The sequence below is a fragment of the Ensifer sp. genome (assembly GCF_035999185.1).
Classification (GTDB): Bacteria; Pseudomonadota; Alphaproteobacteria; order Rhizobiales; family Rhizobiaceae; genus Ensifer.
Genome location: NZ_DASYHB010000110.1, coordinates 63,218 through 79,758, shown reverse-complemented (window position 1 = coordinate 79,758; position 16,541 = coordinate 63,218). Strand labels below are relative to the sequence as shown.

20 protein-coding genes are annotated in these 16,541 nt (G+C 62.8%); 7 read left to right on the top strand and 13 right to left on the bottom strand.

Going from position 1 to position 16,541, the window contains the following annotated elements; genetic code table 11:
• Positions 1 to 41: 41 nt before the first annotated feature.
• The 3 genes from VGO04_RS13100 to VGO04_RS13090 all read right to left on the bottom strand — a co-directional run bounded on the left by VGO04_RS13100 (position 42) and on the right by VGO04_RS13090 (position 2,387).
• Positions 42 to 725: a YoaK family protein gene (locus VGO04_RS13100; RefSeq protein ID WP_327496383.1), complete on the bottom strand. Its 684-nt coding sequence runs from the start codon at positions 723 to 725 to the stop codon at positions 42 to 44.
• 97 nt (positions 726 to 822) lie between these two features.
• The gene (locus VGO04_RS13095; RefSeq protein WP_327496382.1) at positions 823 to 1,863 is read right to left on the bottom strand and encodes a zinc-dependent alcohol dehydrogenase family protein; all 1,041 of its coding nucleotides are present in this window, start codon (positions 1,861 to 1,863) and stop codon (positions 823 to 825) included.
• Positions 1,864 to 1,874: 11 nt separating this feature from the next.
• Entirely contained in the window at positions 1,875 to 2,387 is a 513-nt protein-coding gene (locus tag VGO04_RS13090) for a GNAT family N-acetyltransferase (RefSeq protein ID WP_327496381.1), read from the bottom strand.
• A 153-nt stretch (positions 2,388 to 2,540) separates the two neighbouring features.
• Between VGO04_RS13090 and VGO04_RS13085 the strand changes: the two genes are divergently transcribed.
• Complete coding sequence (locus VGO04_RS13085; protein WP_327496380.1) at positions 2,541 to 3,422, top strand: branched-chain amino acid aminotransferase; 882 nt, start codon at positions 2,541 to 2,543, stop codon at positions 3,420 to 3,422.
• A 76-nt stretch (positions 3,423 to 3,498) separates the two neighbouring features.
• Here the strand turns inward: VGO04_RS13085 and VGO04_RS13080 are convergent, their stop codons facing one another.
• The 4 genes from VGO04_RS13080 to VGO04_RS13065 all read right to left on the bottom strand — a co-directional run bounded on the left by VGO04_RS13080 (position 3,499) and on the right by VGO04_RS13065 (position 5,791).
• Positions 3,499 to 4,014 (bottom strand): hypothetical protein, encoded by a 516-nt coding sequence (locus VGO04_RS13080; protein WP_327496379.1) that lies wholly within the window; start codon positions 4,012 to 4,014, stop codon positions 3,499 to 3,501.
• A 228-nt stretch (positions 4,015 to 4,242) separates the two neighbouring features.
• On the bottom strand, positions 4,243 to 4,830 hold the full coding sequence (locus tag VGO04_RS13075; RefSeq protein ID WP_327496378.1) for a TetR/AcrR family transcriptional regulator: 588 nt from the start codon (positions 4,828 to 4,830) through the stop codon (positions 4,243 to 4,245).
• Between the two features lie 168 nt (positions 4,831 to 4,998).
• On the bottom strand, positions 4,999 to 5,340 hold the full coding sequence (locus tag VGO04_RS13070; RefSeq protein WP_327496377.1) for a hypothetical protein: 342 nt from the start codon (positions 5,338 to 5,340) through the stop codon (positions 4,999 to 5,001).
• Positions 5,341 to 5,452: 112 nt separating this feature from the next.
• Entirely contained in the window at positions 5,453 to 5,791 is a 339-nt protein-coding gene (locus VGO04_RS13065) for a hypothetical protein (RefSeq protein WP_327496376.1), read from the bottom strand.
• A 218-nt stretch (positions 5,792 to 6,009) separates the two neighbouring features.
• On the opposite strand from VGO04_RS13065, the gene VGO04_RS13060 reads away from it, so the two are divergent.
• Positions 6,010 to 6,612, top strand: coding sequence for a superoxide dismutase (locus VGO04_RS13060; protein WP_327496375.1), 603 nt, complete (start codon positions 6,010 to 6,012; stop codon positions 6,610 to 6,612).
• Between the two features lie 74 nt (positions 6,613 to 6,686).
• Here VGO04_RS13060 and VGO04_RS13055 read toward each other — a convergent pair whose 3' ends face one another.
• Positions 6,687 to 7,382, bottom strand: a complete 696-nt coding sequence (locus VGO04_RS13055; protein ID WP_327496374.1) for a YafY family protein — start codon at positions 7,380 to 7,382, stop codon at positions 6,687 to 6,689.
• A 130-nt stretch (positions 7,383 to 7,512) separates the two neighbouring features.
• On the opposite strand from VGO04_RS13055, the gene VGO04_RS13050 reads away from it, so the two are divergent.
• The 4 genes from VGO04_RS13050 (at position 7,513) to VGO04_RS13035 (ending at position 10,562) form a co-directional block, all read left to right on the top strand.
• Positions 7,513 to 8,148 carry a LysE family translocator gene (locus tag VGO04_RS13050; RefSeq protein WP_327496373.1) on the top strand — a complete coding sequence of 212 codons (636 nt, stop codon included), beginning with the start codon at positions 7,513 to 7,515 and terminating at the stop codon, positions 8,146 to 8,148.
• Positions 8,149 to 8,370: 222 nt separating this feature from the next.
• Positions 8,371 to 8,817 carry a c-type cytochrome gene (locus VGO04_RS13045; RefSeq protein ID WP_327496372.1) on the top strand — a complete coding sequence of 149 codons (447 nt, stop codon included), beginning with the start codon at positions 8,371 to 8,373 and terminating at the stop codon, positions 8,815 to 8,817.
• Positions 8,818 to 8,914: 97 nt separating this feature from the next.
• The gene (locus tag VGO04_RS13040) at positions 8,915 to 9,829 is read left to right on the top strand and encodes a cytochrome c (RefSeq protein WP_327496371.1); all 915 of its coding nucleotides are present in this window, start codon (positions 8,915 to 8,917) and stop codon (positions 9,827 to 9,829) included.
• Between the two features lie 58 nt (positions 9,830 to 9,887).
• Positions 9,888 to 10,562 carry a nitroreductase family protein gene (locus tag VGO04_RS13035; protein ID WP_327496369.1) on the top strand — a complete coding sequence of 225 codons (675 nt, stop codon included), beginning with the start codon at positions 9,888 to 9,890 and terminating at the stop codon, positions 10,560 to 10,562.
• Positions 10,563 to 10,592: 30 nt separating this feature from the next.
• Here VGO04_RS13035 and VGO04_RS13030 read toward each other — a convergent pair whose 3' ends face one another.
• The 3 genes from VGO04_RS13030 to VGO04_RS13020 form a co-directional block, all read right to left on the bottom strand.
• Positions 10,593 to 11,183 (bottom strand): DJ-1/PfpI family protein, encoded by a 591-nt coding sequence (locus VGO04_RS13030; protein ID WP_327496368.1) that lies wholly within the window; start codon positions 11,181 to 11,183, stop codon positions 10,593 to 10,595.
• Between the two features lie 10 nt (positions 11,184 to 11,193).
• A complete protein-coding gene (locus VGO04_RS13025; protein WP_327496367.1) occupies positions 11,194 to 11,697 on the bottom strand; it encodes a GNAT family N-acetyltransferase in 504 nt (167 codons plus the stop codon).
• Positions 11,698 to 11,902: 205 nt separating this feature from the next.
• Positions 11,903 to 12,316, bottom strand: coding sequence for a helix-turn-helix domain-containing protein (locus VGO04_RS13020; protein ID WP_327496366.1), 414 nt, complete (start codon positions 12,314 to 12,316; stop codon positions 11,903 to 11,905).
• 233 nt (positions 12,317 to 12,549) lie between these two features.
• Here VGO04_RS13020 and bla point away from each other — a divergent pair, with 233 nt between their 5' ends.
• Entirely contained in the window at positions 12,550 to 13,455 is a 906-nt protein-coding gene (gene bla, locus VGO04_RS13015; RefSeq protein ID WP_327496365.1) for a class A beta-lactamase, read from the top strand.
• A gap of 114 nt (positions 13,456 to 13,569) precedes the next feature.
• On the opposite strand, the gene VGO04_RS13010 is transcribed toward bla, so the two are convergent.
• Both VGO04_RS13010 and VGO04_RS13005 read right to left on the bottom strand, forming a co-directional pair.
• Entirely contained in the window at positions 13,570 to 14,037 is a 468-nt protein-coding gene (locus tag VGO04_RS13010; RefSeq protein WP_327496364.1) for a hypothetical protein, read from the bottom strand.
• A 102-nt stretch (positions 14,038 to 14,139) separates the two neighbouring features.
• Positions 14,140 to 16,473: a glucose/quinate/shikimate family membrane-bound PQQ-dependent dehydrogenase gene (locus tag VGO04_RS13005; RefSeq protein WP_414650538.1), complete on the bottom strand. Its 2,334-nt coding sequence runs from the start codon at positions 16,471 to 16,473 to the stop codon at positions 14,140 to 14,142.
• Positions 16,474 to 16,541 lie beyond the last annotated feature (68 nt).

Below are 16,541 nucleotides of genomic sequence, written 5' to 3'. Positions count from 1 at the left end.
AAATCTTGGCCGGTGCGAAAAGCGGGCATCAAGGCGGGCCTTCAGCCAGGATGGATGTAGCGCTTCGACCACCGCGATGGCACAAGAATGGTTGCAAGGGCGAGCCCGGTGCTCAGCGCGAACGATGCCCATAGTGCGGCCGCACCGAAGTGGCGTTGCAGAATGGCGCCTGCTACCGCGCCGGCAAACATGCCGAGCCAGGGGACGATCTGCACCAGCCACTGGCGGTTTCGGTTGCCGAGCAGAAAGCGACCGAGCCCCCGCCCGAAGCGCGACAGCGCCCCGGTCACATAGGTGAGCCCGATCGGCAATCCCTCGATTTGCTCCACAGCCGCGTTGACCAGTCCCATCGACAGCACGATGCCGTAAAAGTATCCGGGCGGCGGCATTGAGGACTGAAGGCCCGCCGAAAGCATGAGCACGAGGCTGACCGTCGAGAGGACGCCGACGACGCCAAGGCGCGCAGCCATGATCACGCCGAGCGCGTTGCCGACGACGAAGGTCAGCAGTGCCCCGAGCAACAGCAGCGCGTCGGCAAGTTTGCCGTCGCCGAGAGCAATCGCCGCTCGGGTCGTGTTGCCGCTCATGAAAGAAACGAAATCACCGATGCTCAAGAGCCCGATCGCGTCGGTCATGCCGGCGAGAAACGAGATCGTTGCGGCAACGGCGAGTGCCGTTCCGGTGCGCTGACGCCTGATCAGTTTGCGCCGCCTCGCGATGGTCATCGGCCTTGCCCCTGTTTAGGGAGCAAGGCTAACGCATGGACACGGTGAGTCGGAATGGGGGCCCGCGCGTGGCTGGGTAAATGATGCCCGTGCACCCTCAGAAACGTGTGATCACGCTGATGCCGAGATCGGTTGCTCGATCCATGGAAACGAGGGCAGGGATTGCCTGTTCGAGCGAAATCTCCCGGCCGATCAGTTGTTGCGGCTTGAGCCTGCCGTCGGCAATCATCGCCAGCATGGCGTCGTAGCGCCAAGCCTGCATGCCATGGCTGCCATAGATCTCGAGCTCGTGGCCGATCACCTGTGCCATCGGGATCTCAGGTGTCGCCTGGTCGCCGAGCATCAGTCCGACCTGGACGTGGCGACCCCGCCGGCGCAGGTTCTTGATCGAGTTGAAGCAGGTAACGGGATTGCCAAGCGCGTCGATCGAGACATGAGCGCCGCCGCCGGTGATCTCCTTCACGGCCGTCGCCACGTCCTCGACTGTGCGGCTATTGATTGCAGCGACCGCACCGAGCTGTCGCGCAAAGGCGAGCTTATCATCGGCGATGTCGATCGCGATCGGCTGGGCACCGAGTGCTGCGGCGATCATGATCGCCGACAGTCCGACGCCGCCGCAGCCGTGCACCGCCACCCATTCGCCGCCTTTGACCTTGGCCTGATCAGCGACGGCGCGGAACGAAGTGGCGAAGCGGCAGCCGAGGCTCGCCGCGGTGGTGAAGTCCATGCTCTCGGGCAGATGCACGAGGTTCTGGTCGGCAAAATCGAGCGCGACATATTCGGCGAACGAGCCCCAATGGGTAAAGCCCGGCTGGAACTGCGCCTCGCAGACCTGCTGGTTGCCCGAGCGGCATTCGCCGCAGCGGCCGCAGCCGGAGACGAACGGCACGGTGACACGGTCGCCGACCTTGTAGCGCATGACGCCACGACCGGCCGCCGTGACGACGCCGGCAAGCTCATGGCCCGGCACATGCGGCAGGCGGATATCGGCGTCGTGGCCCATCCAGCCATGCCAGTCGGACCGGCAAAGCCCTGTCGCTTCGACCTTGACGACCACGCCGTTTTCCGTCGGGGTCGGATCAGGAAGCGTGCGGATCTCCGGCGTCTTCTCGAAGGCGTCGTAGTACATGGCTTTCATCGGGGCGCTCCTTACGATGCGGGTGAGGCGCGGCCGTCGATGTGCCGTGCCATCAAAATCTCGTCGACTTCCACGTCTCCCTCGAGCATGCCTCCAGGTACACGGCCGATCTCGTGAAACCCTTCGCGCGCGTAGAAACGGGTGGCCGTCGGGTTGTCGGCGCGCACGACCAGTTCCAGCAGGCGGATGCCGGAGGCGCGGGCATGATCGGTCAGATGGGCGAGCAGGTGCCGCGCCACGCCGGTACCGCGCGCTTCGTCGCGCACATAGACCATGATGATGGTGGCGCGATGCGCCAGCCGGCTCGCCCGCTCGCGCATCAGCCCCATGATCCCCAGTGGCTGGCTGCCCTCGAATGCGACAAAGACGGCATTGTTGGTCAATCTCGCCCGCCACTCCTCCGCCGAAAGCTGCTCCCAGTCGGCGGCCGTCGACGCAAATGCCTGCGGTTCACGATTGAGCGCCTCCAGTCTGATGCTGCGAAAGATGTCGACGTCGTCAGGATCGAGATGCTTGATACGCACGGTTCCTCCCCTTCTTTCTGCGCGAGACTAAGCGAGAGGCCGCATCGATGCCAGAATGGCCGTCATGACATTTTTTGATATACCCATTCACCACGATGCTGTTTTTTCGGGTTATGCCGAAGAATGAGAACAAAAAACCTGAAGGAGACGCCGATGGCCGTCGATACATCCCCCCGCTCCGTGACCTGGACCTATGTCGATGGTGAATGGCTCGCCGGCAATCCGCCGCTGATCGGGCCAACCTCACACGCGATGTGGCTTGGTTCGACCGTGTTTGACGGCGCGCGCGTGTTCGACGGCGTCGCTCCGGACCTCGATCTGCATTGCGAGCGCGTCAACCGCTCGGCGATCGCGCTCGGCCTGAAGCCGACCATGTCGGCCGAGGAGATCGAAGCGCTCACCTGGGAAGGCACGAAGAAATTCGACGGCAAGACCGCGCTCTACGTCAAGCCGATGTACTGGGCCGAGCATGGCGCAGCTGGCGTCGTTGCCATCGACCCCGAATCGACCCGATTTGCGCTCTGCCTGTTCGAAGCGCCGATGGGCAACGGCCATGGCGGTTCGTCGCTGACGCTTTCGCCGTTCCGCCGGCCGACGCTGGAATCGATGCCGACCGACGCCAAGGCCGGCTGCCTCTACCCGAACAATGCCCGCATCCTGACGGAGGCCCGTTCGCGTGGCTTCGACAATGCGCTGGTGCGCGACATGCTTGGCAACATTGCCGAGACCGGCTCTTCCAACGTCTTCCTGGTCAAGGACGGTATCGTCTATACGCCGGCCGCCAACCGCACGTTCCTCGCGGGCATCACACGCTTCCGCGTGACGTCGCTCCTGCGGGAGGCGGGCATCGAAGTGGTCGAGGCAACGCTCACCATGGCCGACTTCGAGGCCGCCGACGAGATCTTCACCACCGGCAACTATTCCAAGGTGCTGCCGGTCACCCGGCTTGAAAGCCGCGACCTGCAGGCGGGCGCCGTCGCTGCCAAGGCGCGCGACCTCTACATGGATTGGGCGCACGCAGCCCGCGACATCTGAGCCACGCCAGAACATCGTTTGCCAGCGCGGGGGGCCGGAGCCTCTGTGCTGGCGGCGGTTGGATGCCCTCCGACGCTTAGCGCGAGCGGGGAACTCGCGCCGCGACCACGGCGCGCTTGTGGATCAGGTAGGCCTGCACGGTGAGGCCCGACAGGAAAATCACCAGCCAGACCAGAAGCGTCGTTTGCACGATCGGGGCTTCCGGCCCGCTGGCGAGCGGTTGCGAGACCGGCAGGCGCTTCAACGTTTCGGCGATCGCTGGCACGATCAGCAGGAAGTAGGTGAACGAGAGGCCGAGCGTCGTAAGGTAAGGTCTCAGGCGACCGAAAAATTCAAGCCGATCGATAGCCAGGCTTCCTGCGATCACCACCAGGGTGACGATACCGAGTGCATGGCCCGCGTTGAAGCCGCCGGTGCTGGAAAGCCCGGCAGAGGTCAGGACCGCAAGGATGATCGTCGCTAGGTAGAGCTTCCCCGAGCGGGTGGTCGGAACGATCGCGCCGTAGCGGGCAAAGCCGTAAAGGCCCGCAACGACGGGAACCAGGCTGATCGCCGTATGGATAATGCCGAGCGTGGAAAGCGGATTTGCCATGATCTTGCTCCTGATTGCGTTCGACCGACTAGTTGGTCGGGATGACTGTACGAATAAAACGCGATGATTTCACCTGCCATCGCGTTCTGTTGCCATGATTTCTAATGCTGGCATCGGTTGCCCGCCGTTCCCGAGGGAACAGCACGCTAGCGCCGTTCCTTTCGGCACCCATCATCTTTGCCGGCCCGTTCGATCGCTTCCTGCCACCGGACGTCGGCCACCTGCGGATCAGGCCTTGCCCGCTCCCTGAAGCTGGTCCAGGGCCGGCCGCGCGATCGCCGAAAACACGGTTGGATCGGAGCCGGCAACGCGTGCGGCAAGCATTGCGCCGTGGACCGTCGCCATCAAGGTCTCGGCGGCTGTCCTGGAACCCTTGGCGGCCTTCAGCCGGCCCTTCGCCACGCCGTCCTCAATTGCCGCCCCGAGCCAACTGGAAAGGTCGGCAAAATGACCGCGCACCTGGGCGACGACGATGTCGGGCAGGGCGGGTATCTCCGAGGCGAGAAGGGCGCCGATGCAAAACGGCGTATCGCCCTTGGTGATACAGTCTTCCCAGTAGCCGACATAGGCTTCGAGCCGGGCGACCGGATCGCTGACGGCGGCAAACAGTCCCTCGACGCTGCGACGATTGTTCCTGCGATAGCGGGCAAGCACGGCAGCGGCAAGGTCCGCCTTGGTCGGAAAGTGATGGTGGATGGTTGCCTTGCCGACGCCGAGCTCGGCTGAGATATCGGCATAGCTGAACGCATTGTAGCCCCGCGACACCATCAGGCGTTCGGCCGCGTCCAGGATCCGCTCGGAAGTATCGCTCACCATCAGCAAGGTCTACCAACTGGTCGGTCGAAGCTCAAGTAAGCAACTGTCCGCATAGCTGTCCCCGGCGTCGCGGGGGGCGCGCTTTGTCCCTGCCGGGCTGGACGACGCCATGCTCTGCCGGGCGGTTTCCCGCTCTCCAGACGGCGTCCATTGAGGCGCGGCGGCGGCTTATCGTCCCTGCAGGATTTTGATGAGGTTTACCGTCGGACCGCCATTGTTCATGTTTTGCCGGACGTCGGCATACTTGAGCCGGCCGGACGCGAGGGCGTTGACGAGCCGCTTGCAGGTAAGGGTCGGAACCTTGCTCGGAGGAACACTGAGCAGCAGCGCGCCACCCTGCAGATCCGACTTCGACCACCTCTTGTTGACGCACTCCTGGTACATCGCCTTCTGGAGCGCCGGGCTGCCTTGGGCCGCTGTCTGCAGGCGCGCATAGTCATCCTGCGACGGTGCGCAGGAAGCAAGGACAGCGAGGGAAAGAACGAGCGTGGCGGTGCGAATGGGCTTCATGGCAATCTCCGGTTGGCGATGATCCGGTAATTGCATGATCGACGATTCGCAACCCTTTGTAGCAGCGTGCGGCAAATCGAGCGTCTTGCGCTGGATTGCGGCGCGCGCCCGGCTACTTCTTCTTCGCAGGCACGCCCACCTTCACCGCGTCGGGCGTCAGCTCGCCGCCAAGCTCGACCGTCTTTTTCTGCTTGTCGAAAACACAGATCTGCGTGACGGCCGATTTGGACCCCTTGGGCGTACCGATCACCAGTGCCAGCCCGAAGCTCTCCGAGCCGAAGGGGTCGACGACGACGCTGGCTTTTTGCAGGGAGTTGGCGGCGGCGAGGCACTTTTTCGAAACCTCTGCCCGGAATGTTTCCCACGCGTCGCCGGAAGAAGCCGCGGCACTGGACGCAGCGAGAGCGGCGACAGCGGAAAGGGCGAGGGCAGGAATCAGGCGTTTCGGCATAGGTCGTCCTTTGCGCAGAGTTGTGACCGTCGCGAAGCTGCAAGCAAACCGTGGCACGAATGTGCTCGAAAGCGTCATGCTTTCAAAATGATGTTGAAAGTATATTCCGTGGGTTGGGGAAAAATTGGCATTGCATCGGTTGCCTCCATGGGGGCCGGTGCCTATGTTCCCGCTCACGGATTTCCCGACGAAATTCCATGCCAAGAGGAGATGCCCACATGGCTTTCGAATTGCCGAACCTTCCCTACGACTATGATGCGCTTGCACCCTACATGTCGCGCGAGACGCTCGAGTACCACCACGACAAGCATCACCTCGCTTACGTGACCAACGGCAACAAGCTTGCCGAAGAGGCCGGCCTTGCCGACCTGTCGCTCGAGGAAGTCGTCAAGAAGTCCTATGGTACCAACCAGCCGCTGTTCAACAATGCCGGCCAGCACTACAACCACATCCACTTTTGGAAGTGGATGAAGAAGGGCGGCGGCGGCACCAGCCTGCCGGCCAAGCTCGAAGCGGCCATCAAGTCCGACCTCGGCGGCTACGACAAGTTCCGCGCCGACTTCATCGCCGCCGGTACCGGCCAGTTCGGCTCGGGCTGGGCCTGGCTCTCGGTCAAGAACGGCAAGCTCGAAATCTCGAAGACCCCGAACGGCGAAAACCCGCTCGTTCACGGCGCGTCGCCGATCCTCGGCGTCCATGTCTGGGAGCACTCCTATTACATCGATTACCGCAACGCCCGTCCGAAGTACCTCGAAGCCTTCGTCGACAGCCTGATCAACTGGGACTACGTGCTCGAAATGTACGAAGCGGCTTCCAAGTAAGTCGTCCTTCGACAGCCACGTTTCAGGACCCGGCGCTTGCGCCGGGTCTTTTCATTTGGCGATCGTCGCTCAACTCATGCAGCCGTCGGCGGCGTTCGCCAGCCGCTGACCCAGAGTTCCCTGAGACGGTTGCCTTCACCCGGAAAATACGCCTCCGCCGCCTCGCAATGCTCGACGCGATCGGCGCGGAAGTTGCGGATCGCCTGGCGCAATTCGCACCAGCCGACGATGTTGGCGGTCTCGGAATAGTAGATCAGCGCGATCGGTCGGATCATCCTTTCCGTCGCGCGGCCGAGTTCGTCGCGATAGCTAAGTTCAAGTTTCTGCTCGTCGCGGATCGTCCTGCGCACCAAAGCGAGATCGATGCCCGCGGGCGAGGGGGCGACCGTGCCCCAGGCGTGCAGTGCCTGCGAGCGGAAGGCGAGCCTCAGCGGCTCGGGCACGGCAGCGGTAATCTTGTTGTTGACCCTGACGGCTGCGGCCTTCAGCTCTTCGTCGCCGGTTCGCGCGAGCAATGCCAAGGCGAGGGCGATCGCCTCCGTCTCTTCGATCGAAAACATCAGCGGTGGCAGGTCGAAGCCGGGCCTGAGGATATAGCCGATGCCGCGGCCGCCTTCGATCGGCACGCGCATCGCCTGAAGCGCTGCGATATCGCGATAGATCGAGCGGACCGTCACCTCCAGCGTCTCGGCCATCTGCGCGCCCGTTACCGGCTTTCGCGCAAGCCTGAGGATCTGGATGATCTCGAAAAGCCGTGACGCCTTGCGCATCGAAAACTGCTCCCGTCGTCAACGCTCCTGACACTCCCTTGTCAGTTGCCCGGATTTATACCATCAGCCAACGAATTGAAAAAACAGCAATTCGTCTGGGCTTCATAAAATCGGACGACGGACAACTGACATGACCTACACGGAAAATCTCTGGCTCTTCTTCACCCTTTTGTTTGGCATCATCATTGTGCCGGGCATGGATATGGTCTTTGTTCTGGCCAATTCGCTGACCGGCGGTCGCGCCTCCGGCCTGTCGGCCACAGCCGGCATCATGGCGGGCGGCGTGCTTCATACGCTGTACGCCGCACTCGGCGTCAGCGTCATCCTGCATCTGGTGCCCGGCCTCTTCAACGTGTTGCTTGTCGCCGGTGCCGCCTACATCGCCTGGATCGGCTTTTCGCTCGTCAAGAGCTCCATCACCATCGGCGGCATCGACGGCGCGGGGCAGTTGTCGCGCTGGGCAAGCTTCCGGCAGGGCGCCCTGACAAGCCTGATGAACCCCAAGGCCTATCTCTTCATGCTGGCGGTCTACCCGCAGTTCCTGAAGCCCCAGTTCGGGCCGATCTGGTCGCAGGCACTGGTCATGGCGATCATGATCGCGATTACGCAACTCGCCGTCTATGGCGGGCTGGCGCTTGCCGCCGGCAGGGGGCGCGATTTTCTGGTCGGAAGTCCGGGCACGACCGTGTGGATCGGGCGCGCCGCAGGCGCCGTCCTCATTCTCGTGGCAGCTTTCACCGTCTGGCAGGGCTGGGCAATGAAGTGATGTCAGCTGGTCCTGCTCAAAGTATAAACATGACTATAATATTCACGTTTATACTTTGTATTGGAGAGAGTCGGCCTGCAGCGCGAATTTCTCTGTCGTAACAAGCACATCAAAAAAATGTTACTTCCGTCGAATACTCAAGATGACATCATGCCGGCGCATTGGACATGAAGGCCAGCCAGGCGGATTCGCCAAATAGATTTCATTGACCGGGAGATCCTGATGAAAATACGCGCACTCATGTTGGCTGCCGCTCTTGCGGGCCTGGGTGTTACTGCCGTGACTGCTGCCGACGAGCCGCAGGTGGTTCGCCAGCAGGCAATGAAGAAGGTGGGAGCCGCGACCGGCGCGCTCGCCGGCATCGCCAAGGGTGAAAAGCCCTACGATGCCGAAGTCGTCAAAGCATCGCTGACGACGATCAGCGAAACGATGAAGACGTTCCCCGATCATTTCCCGGCTGGCTCGGAGACGGGTCACGAAACCGAAGCGAGCCCGAAGATTTGGGAAAACATGGATGACTTCAAGGCCAAGGCTGCCAAGCTCGGCACCGACGCCGCGACCGTTCTTGCGCAGCTTCCGGCCGACCAGGCTGCCGTCGGGGCCGCGCTCGGTGGCATCGGCAAGGATTGCGGCAGCTGTCATGAGAGCTACCGGCTGAAGAAAAATTGACGGGCGGCGACACCGCTTCCTGATGGACTGAGGGGGCACGCGACGTCAGCCGCGTGCCCCCATTGGCATTGAAGGCCAGGACGCTGCAGGGGAAACAATGGGACGTCGGACGAGAAAGCTGATTTCGGGTCTTTTGGTGCTGGGCGTCGTCGGTGGCGCAGCCTTCTGGTGGCTGACGAAGCCGGCACCCTGGAACGCTTCCCATTGGGAAGGGCTCGGCGAGCCGGATCTGGCCAATGGCGAACAGGTTTTCTGGGCGGGCGGCTGCGTCAGTTGCCATGCCAAGAAGGGCGCTGAGGGCGACGCTCGTCTCGTTCTGTCGGGTGGAGCGCCGCTGAAGAGCCCGTTCGGAACGTTCCACGCGCCGAACATCTCATCCGATGAAACAGCCGGGATCGGCGGCTGGACGCTGGCGGAGTTCGGCAATGCGATGACCCGCGGCGTTGGGCGCAACGGCGAGCATCTCTATCCCTCTTTCCCCTACGGCTCCTACGCCCGTCTGACGGCAAAGGACGTCAACGATCTCTGGGGGTATATGAAGACACTGCCCAAGAGCGCCGAGGTCGCGCCGCCGCATGAGCTGCCGTTCCCGTACAATATCCGCATGGCGCTCGGTGGCTGGAAACTTCTGTTCCTGACCGAAAAGCCACGCGTTTCCGTGGACGTCAACGATCCGAAGCTTGCGCGCGGCCAGTATCTCGTCGAGGGGCCGGGCCATTGCGGCGAATGTCATACGCCGAGAAACGCGATCGGCGGCTTCGAGCCGGATCAATGGCTTGCCGGTGCGCCGAACCCGGAAGGCGAGGGCCGCATCCCCGACATCACGCCCGGCTCCAAGAGCATTGGCGGCTGGAGCGCCTCGGATATCGCTTCCTATCTGGAAACCGGCTTTACCCCGGATTTTGATTCCGTCGGCGGTTCCATGGTCGAGGTGCAGAAGAACATGGCGAAGCTGACGCCCGCCGACCGCGAGGCGATCGCCGCCTATCTGAAAGCGGTTCCGGCACTCTGACACTTGATCTTGGTGGCAAGCCGGGCTCAACTCGTTTCCACAACGAGGAGGAGAGTGAATGCGTCCACACGAAACCGCGCCCTATGATCAGTGGATCGAGCGGAGCCCTGACGAGATGGCAGCGCGCGCAGCAGCCTTCTATGAGGAGGTCAACCGCCGTCGTACGACGCGCTACTTCAGCGACCGTGCGGTGCCGCGCGAAATTATCGAGACCTGCCTGAAGGCGGCCGGCACGGCGCCGAGCGGCGCAAACCATCAGCCCTGGCATTTCACGGTGATCGAGAGCGCCGCGATCAAGGCCGAGGTGCGGCGCGCCGCGGAAGATGAGGAACGTGTCTTTTACCAGGAGAAGGCACCGCAGGAATGGCTCGACGCGCTGGCCCCGCTCGGAACCGACGAGGACAAGCCGTTCCTTGAGACGGCGCCCTATCTGATCGTCATCTTCTCGCAGAAGCGAGGCGGCCCTCATCCGGGCGATCTGAAGAAGAATTACTACGTCAACGAAAGCGTCGGCATCGCCACGGGCATCCTGATCACGGCGCTGCATCATGCGGGGCTTGCGACGCTCACCCATACGCCGGCGCCGATGAATTTTCTCAACGAAATCTGTGGTCGGCCGGAGAGCGAAAAGCCGTTCCTGATCCTGGTGGTTGGCTATCCCGCGCCGGATGCGACGGTGCCGGTGGCCGGCAAGGTGAAGAAGCCGCTTGAACAGATCGCAAACTGGCTCTGAGGTCGGGTCGTCCCAGGTATCCGACCGGGACTAGGCGTCCGATCCGGCGCCAGCGGTGGCGTCGTGCTCTCGTCCGTAGAGCGCGAGAAAGCCGTCGAGTTCCGGTGAGCCAAGCCCGAGACCATGCAGGATCTCGCCGGCAAAACTGATCGGTGCGGTGCCGGCGGCCGTGACGACATGGCCGCTGCGCAGCGCCCGCGGCTGGTCGCGGTAGTGCTTATGCCCGCGGTAGCCGGTAAGGGCGGCAAGGCTTTCGGCGCTGTTGCCCGTGTGGTCGACGCGATCTAGAAGGCCGCTTGCCGCAAGCGCGTTGACGCCGCCGCAAATGGCCGCAATGAGCCGCTTGTCGCGGTCGAAAGTGCGGATCGTGGCGGTGAGATCGGGAGCCTCGGAGGTCTCCCAGATCGCGCCGCCCGCAATTACCATCCCGTCGAAACCAGCAGGATCGAGCGCATCGATCGACAGATGCGCCGAGACATCGAGGCCGCCCATCGACGTCACCGGTGCAGCGTCTGCCGTGGCGACGTCGATCTCGACGCCGAGGTGGGTGCGCGCCGCCGCCATCAACAGCGCGCATTCCCAATCGGCGAAGTCCGGATAAAGCACGATCGCTAGCCGCATCGACAATTCCTCAGCCAAGTTTCTGCATATAGCGCATGCCGGTCACCGGGCGAGGGACGAAGCGTTCGGACTCGTAGAAATGATGGGCCTGGAAGTTGCCTGTGGCAGCGCTGACAGAGAGGTAATCGCAACCGGCCATCTTCGCCTGTTCGCGTGCCTTGGCGACGAGGTGACGGCCGATGCCCGTGCCCCGGCTCTCGGGGCGAACGAAGAGGTGATGCATCTCCATGCCACGCGCGCCTTCGGCAGCCCGGTAGACCGGCACCAGGATCGCGTAGCCGATCAGCCGGTTGCCGGCCTCGGCAACGAGTGCCGTGATCCAGGGCGTGCGGCCGAAGAGGTCGCGTTCGAGCTGTTCGGGCGTGATCGGTGCCGCGTCACCGTGGTGGGCGGAAAGCTCGGCGATCATGTCGCGCAGTTCCGGCAGGTCGCGCGGTTTGGCTGAGCGGATGGTGACCATCGGCGGTCGCGTCGAAGGCATCGAAGGAAGGGTGGGGATGGCGGTCTGCAGCATGTCTGGGCTCCCAGGGTTTTGTCGCCATCAGGAGCCGGAAAAACAAAAGCCGCCTGATGGCGGCCTTGTTGAATATGATCAGCAGGCCGCTCCTATCGGAACAGCCAAAAATACGCGCGGCAAATGGGTGCGTTCTTGATCATGGGCGCTAGATTGTTCGTTTTCGCGATTTTGTCAACGGGGATTTTTCGCGCAATCGCAAATCTCAGTGCTCGCTGTCGCACATCGAGTGGTCGGCGAGCGCCCGGATCACATAGCAGTCGCCCACGGTGTGATTGCCGTCGCAGGCAACGATCCGCTCAAGCTCCTGTTCCAGCTTCTTCAGCCTGGCTATCTTCTCGCGTACCGTTGCCAGGTGTTCGCTCGCGATCCGGTCGGCCTCACCACAGGGGCGCTCCGGATGCTGACTAAGGGCAAGCAGGTCGCGGATCGATTCGATCGAGAGACCGAGGTCGCGCGCGTGGCGGATGAAAGCGAGCCGATCGAGCTCACTTTTTTCGTAGCGCCGCTGGTTGCCTTCGGAACGCTCGGGCGCCGCAATCAGTCCCATTTGCTCGTAGTAGCGGATCGTCGGAATTTTCACGCCGGTGCGTCGCGAGAGGTCGCCGATCGAATACATGTTTTGCCTCAAACCTATAGCTTCTGGAGCATTAGATAGATGCGTGGCGAAAAGTGTCAATGGTCGGAGGGACGGTGCGCTTCTGTCCAGGACAGCCTCTGTCCGCAACGCGTGGGCACAACGTCGCCATAATCGCCGCCTAGCCCCCGAGCGCCGCTTCGGTGCGGCGCTTCATATTGCGAATCAGTAACTCAGGTCGGTTGCGTCACTGCGCCGATCGCATGGAGAATGGCGTGCCGTTGCACATCAACCGTCGAAATCTTCTCGTCAAATCCGCGTTGCTCTATCCGGCGCTCATGCTTGCCGGGGCTGCTGTGCCTGCGAATGCCTTGGCCGCCAACGCCGGAGACGACGACATCGACAAGCGGCTTGCGGATCTGGAAAAGCGCACCGGAGGTCGCCTCGGCGTCTCGGTGCTCGACACGCAGACCAACATCTCCTTCGGCAGGCGCGAAAACGAGCGGTTTGCCATGTGCTCGAGTTTCAAGACGCTGGCGGCCGGTTTCATCCTCGCGCGCGTCGACCAGGGCCTGGAGACGCTCGATCGCAGGGTCGTGTTTCAGGAGAAAGATCTGGTCACGTACTCGCCGGTAACGGAAAAGCATGTCGGTGGCGAAGGCATGACGATCGCTGAGCTCTGCGCGGCAACGATAACCACCAGCGACAACACCGCCGCCAACCTGATGCTTCAAAGCTTCGGCGGCCCGGCAGCCTTGACGGACTGGCTGCGCTCCATCGGCGACGAAAACACCAGGCTCGACCGTATCGAGCCTGAGCTGAACGAGGCGAAGAAGGGCGACCCGCGTGACACGACCACGCCGGCCGCCATGCTGGAGACGCTGGGCAGTCTGACGCTTGGCACGACTTTGACAGAGAGTTCCCGCAAGCAGCTGACCGACTGGATGGTCGCCAACACGACCGGTGACCTGCGCATCCGCGCTGGCCTGCCGACGGGATGGAAGATCGGCGACAAGACCGGAACGAACGCGACGGGTGAGGCTTCCGATATCGCGATTGCGTGGCCCGAAGGCAGAGGGCCGCTGTTGATCACCGTCTATATCGCCGAAGCGACGGCACCGGTGAAAGACCTCAACCCGATATTCGCAGAGGTCGGGAGCATGGCGGCGGAAATGGTCTGACGCCAGCCGTCCGGCTGCTGTGATCTCACGCATCTGCCGGTGGTCCAAAGATGGTCCAAACGGGAAAAGCGCTTCTGCTATTGCAGAGGCGCTTTGCGCATAAGCGTAAGGATATCAGGCAGCGTCGCTGCCGCCGTCGGCGATCTCGGTGGCGGCGGTATCGCGCTGGTTTTCGACCCCCATGGCGCGCTCGATCGCCTTGCGGATTTCTTCCTCGACCGCCTTGCGCTGCTCGGGATCCATCGACTTCAGGTCTTCCTCGCTGAGACCGAGCGATTCCAGGATCTGGGCGCGGATCTGTTCGGCAAGACTCATCTTGGCACGTTTCAGGAACTCGTCGCTCACCGAGTTGCCCGATGGCGCAGCCCCTTCCTGATCCGTGATCGAGGGCGTTGCTGCTTCCTCGCGGGTGGCCGTCGCCCACAGCGCGTTGGAAAGCGCGTTCGATGTCGAAGGCGGTGCAATTGTCGGTGCGGTGCGCGGGCGCACGTCACCCGCCGCTTCCTCGATCGGCGCGACAGAACCAGCCTGGGCGCGGCGTTGCGAGAAGTAATAGTTCGAAATGCTGTTGTCGATCTTCATGGGAATCCCCCGGAATCTGTCGTCCGGGGGAAGCTGCGGTTGCGGGCTTGCGTGAAGCTTGCCGCTGCAACCTTCTAGCGAGATTTAGGGATGCCTCGCGCTTCAGGGCAGGGTGTAGGCGATGATGTAGTCACCGGGCTTCGTCCCGACAGAGCCGTGTCCACCGGCGACAATCAGCACGTACTGCTTGTCGCCGGCCGTATAGGTCATTGGCGTCGACTGGCCGCCCGCGGGAAGCCGCGCTTCCCAGAGCTGGCGTCCGGTCGTCAGATCATAGGCACGCAGATAGTCGTCGACCGCAGCTCCCAGGAAGGCGACGCCACCCTTCGTGATCATCGGTCCGCCAATACCCGGTACGCCCACCTTGAACGGCAGCGGCAGCGGCGTCATGTCCTCGACCGTGCCGTTCTTGTGTTTGTAGGCGATCTTGCCGGTTCTAAGATCCGCCCCCGCGACATAGCCCCATGGCGGCGCCTGGCAGGGGATGCCGAGCGGCCCCAGGAACGGCCCCATGAAGACGCCATAGGGCGCGCCGTCGTTGCGGTTGAGACCCTGTTCGGAGCCTTTCTCGTCCTGGCCCTTCGGTGGAACCTGATCGCGGGGCACGAGGCGCGACGTGAAGGCGAGATAGGTCGGCATGCCGAACATCACCTGCCGCTCCGGATCGACTGCGACCGAGCCCCAGTTGAACGTGCCGAAATTGCCGGGATAGACGAGCGTGCCTTCGATCGACGGCGGCGTGTAACGTCCTTCGTATTTCAGCGAGCGGAATGCGATGCGGCAGGCAAGCTGGTCAAAAAGGGTGATGCCCCACATGTTCTTTTCCTGCAAAGGGGCAGGCATGAAGGTGAGGCCGGAGACCGGCTGTGTCGGCGCTGAGAAATCCTCGGGGATCGCCCCGCCCGGCGCCTTCACTTCCTCTACCGGGATGAGTGGTTCCCCGCTGCGTCGATCCAGCACGTAGATATCACCCTGTTTCGTCGGCCCGACGAGCGCCGGCACGACGGTGCCGTCTTCCTTGGTGATGTCGAGCAGCGCCGGTTGCGCCGGCACATCCATGTCCCACAGGTCGTGGTGCACAGTCTGCCGAACCCAGCGCACCGCGCCGGAATTGATGTCGAGCGCGACGATCGAGGACGAGTATTTCTCCACATGCTCGCTGCGGCCCATGCCGAGCTGGTCCGGCACCTGGTTGCCCATGGGGATGTAGACGAGGCCGAGGTCCTCGTCATAGCTCATCACCGACCAGCTGTTCGGCGAGTTGGTCGTGTAGGTCTGGCCCTCGGGCAGCGGCGTTGTCACATCCGGATTGCCGCTATCCCAGTTCCACAAAAGCGCGCCGCTGTTGATGTCGAAGGCACGGATGACGCCGGATTGCTCCTCTGTGGAGTAGTTGTCGTTGACAGCGCCACCGATGATCAGCTTGCCGGCGACTGCAACCGGCGGCGACGTTGCATAATAATATCCGGCCGGATTGTATTTCATCCCCGTTTGGAGATGCAGCACGCCGTTGTCGGCAAAGCTGGTGCAGACGGAACCTGTGGCCGCATCTAGCGCGATCAGTCGCGCGTCCGACGTCGGCAGGTAGACCCGCTCGGCGCAGAGGCTGCCAGCAGCTGCAGCCGGATCCGCCCAGTAGGTCACGCCCCGGCAGGTCTGGTGCTGGCGGTCCGGGTTCATGCCCGAATTGGAATCGTACTTCCATTTTTCTTCACCGGTCGCCGCATCGAGCGCGATCGCCCAGTTGTGCGGCGTGCAGGCGTAAAGCGTGTCTTTGATCTTGATGGGCGTTACCTGGTACGTCGTTTCGCCGACGTCGTCAGGTCGCTTGACGTCGCCGGTCTGATATTGCCAGGCAAGCCTGAGATTGGCGACATTGTCGGGGGTGATCTGATCAAGCGGCGAATAGCGCTGGCCAAAGGGCGTGCGCCCATATTGATGCCATTCGCCTGGAGGCACGGATCCGCCGAGAGGCGGATTGGTGGCCACGGCATCAGTTGGCAGGTCGCCGCGGATGTCATGCGGGTCCTGCATGATCGCGTATCCGGCGACGCCGACGGATACGAGCACCGCAAAGGCCAGCGGCCAGGCGCTCGCCGCATAACGTTCGCCCGTCGGGCTCTCGAAGCCGAGCGGCCGGCGCACGGCGGGCAAAAGCAGCCAGAGCCCCAGAAGCACGATGACGCCGCCGCGCGGGCCAAGCTGCCACCAGTCGAACCCGACCTCGGAGACCGCCCAGCCGAGGGAGCCGATTATGATCAGCACATAGAGCCAGATCGCCACCGATCTGCGCAGGTACAAAAGTACGGCCGTCAGCAGGAAGCCGATACCGACGATCAGATAGTAGGGGCTTCCGCCAAGCATCACGAGCTTGGCCCCGCCGCCACCAAGCGCAAGTCCGATGAGGGCGAAGACGATGGCCGTCAGGATGAGCATTATGGAAAACTCCCGCAAGAACGGTGCGCGGCACCGTTTTTTCATTGCGGCGACCCTTGGCACGGGCC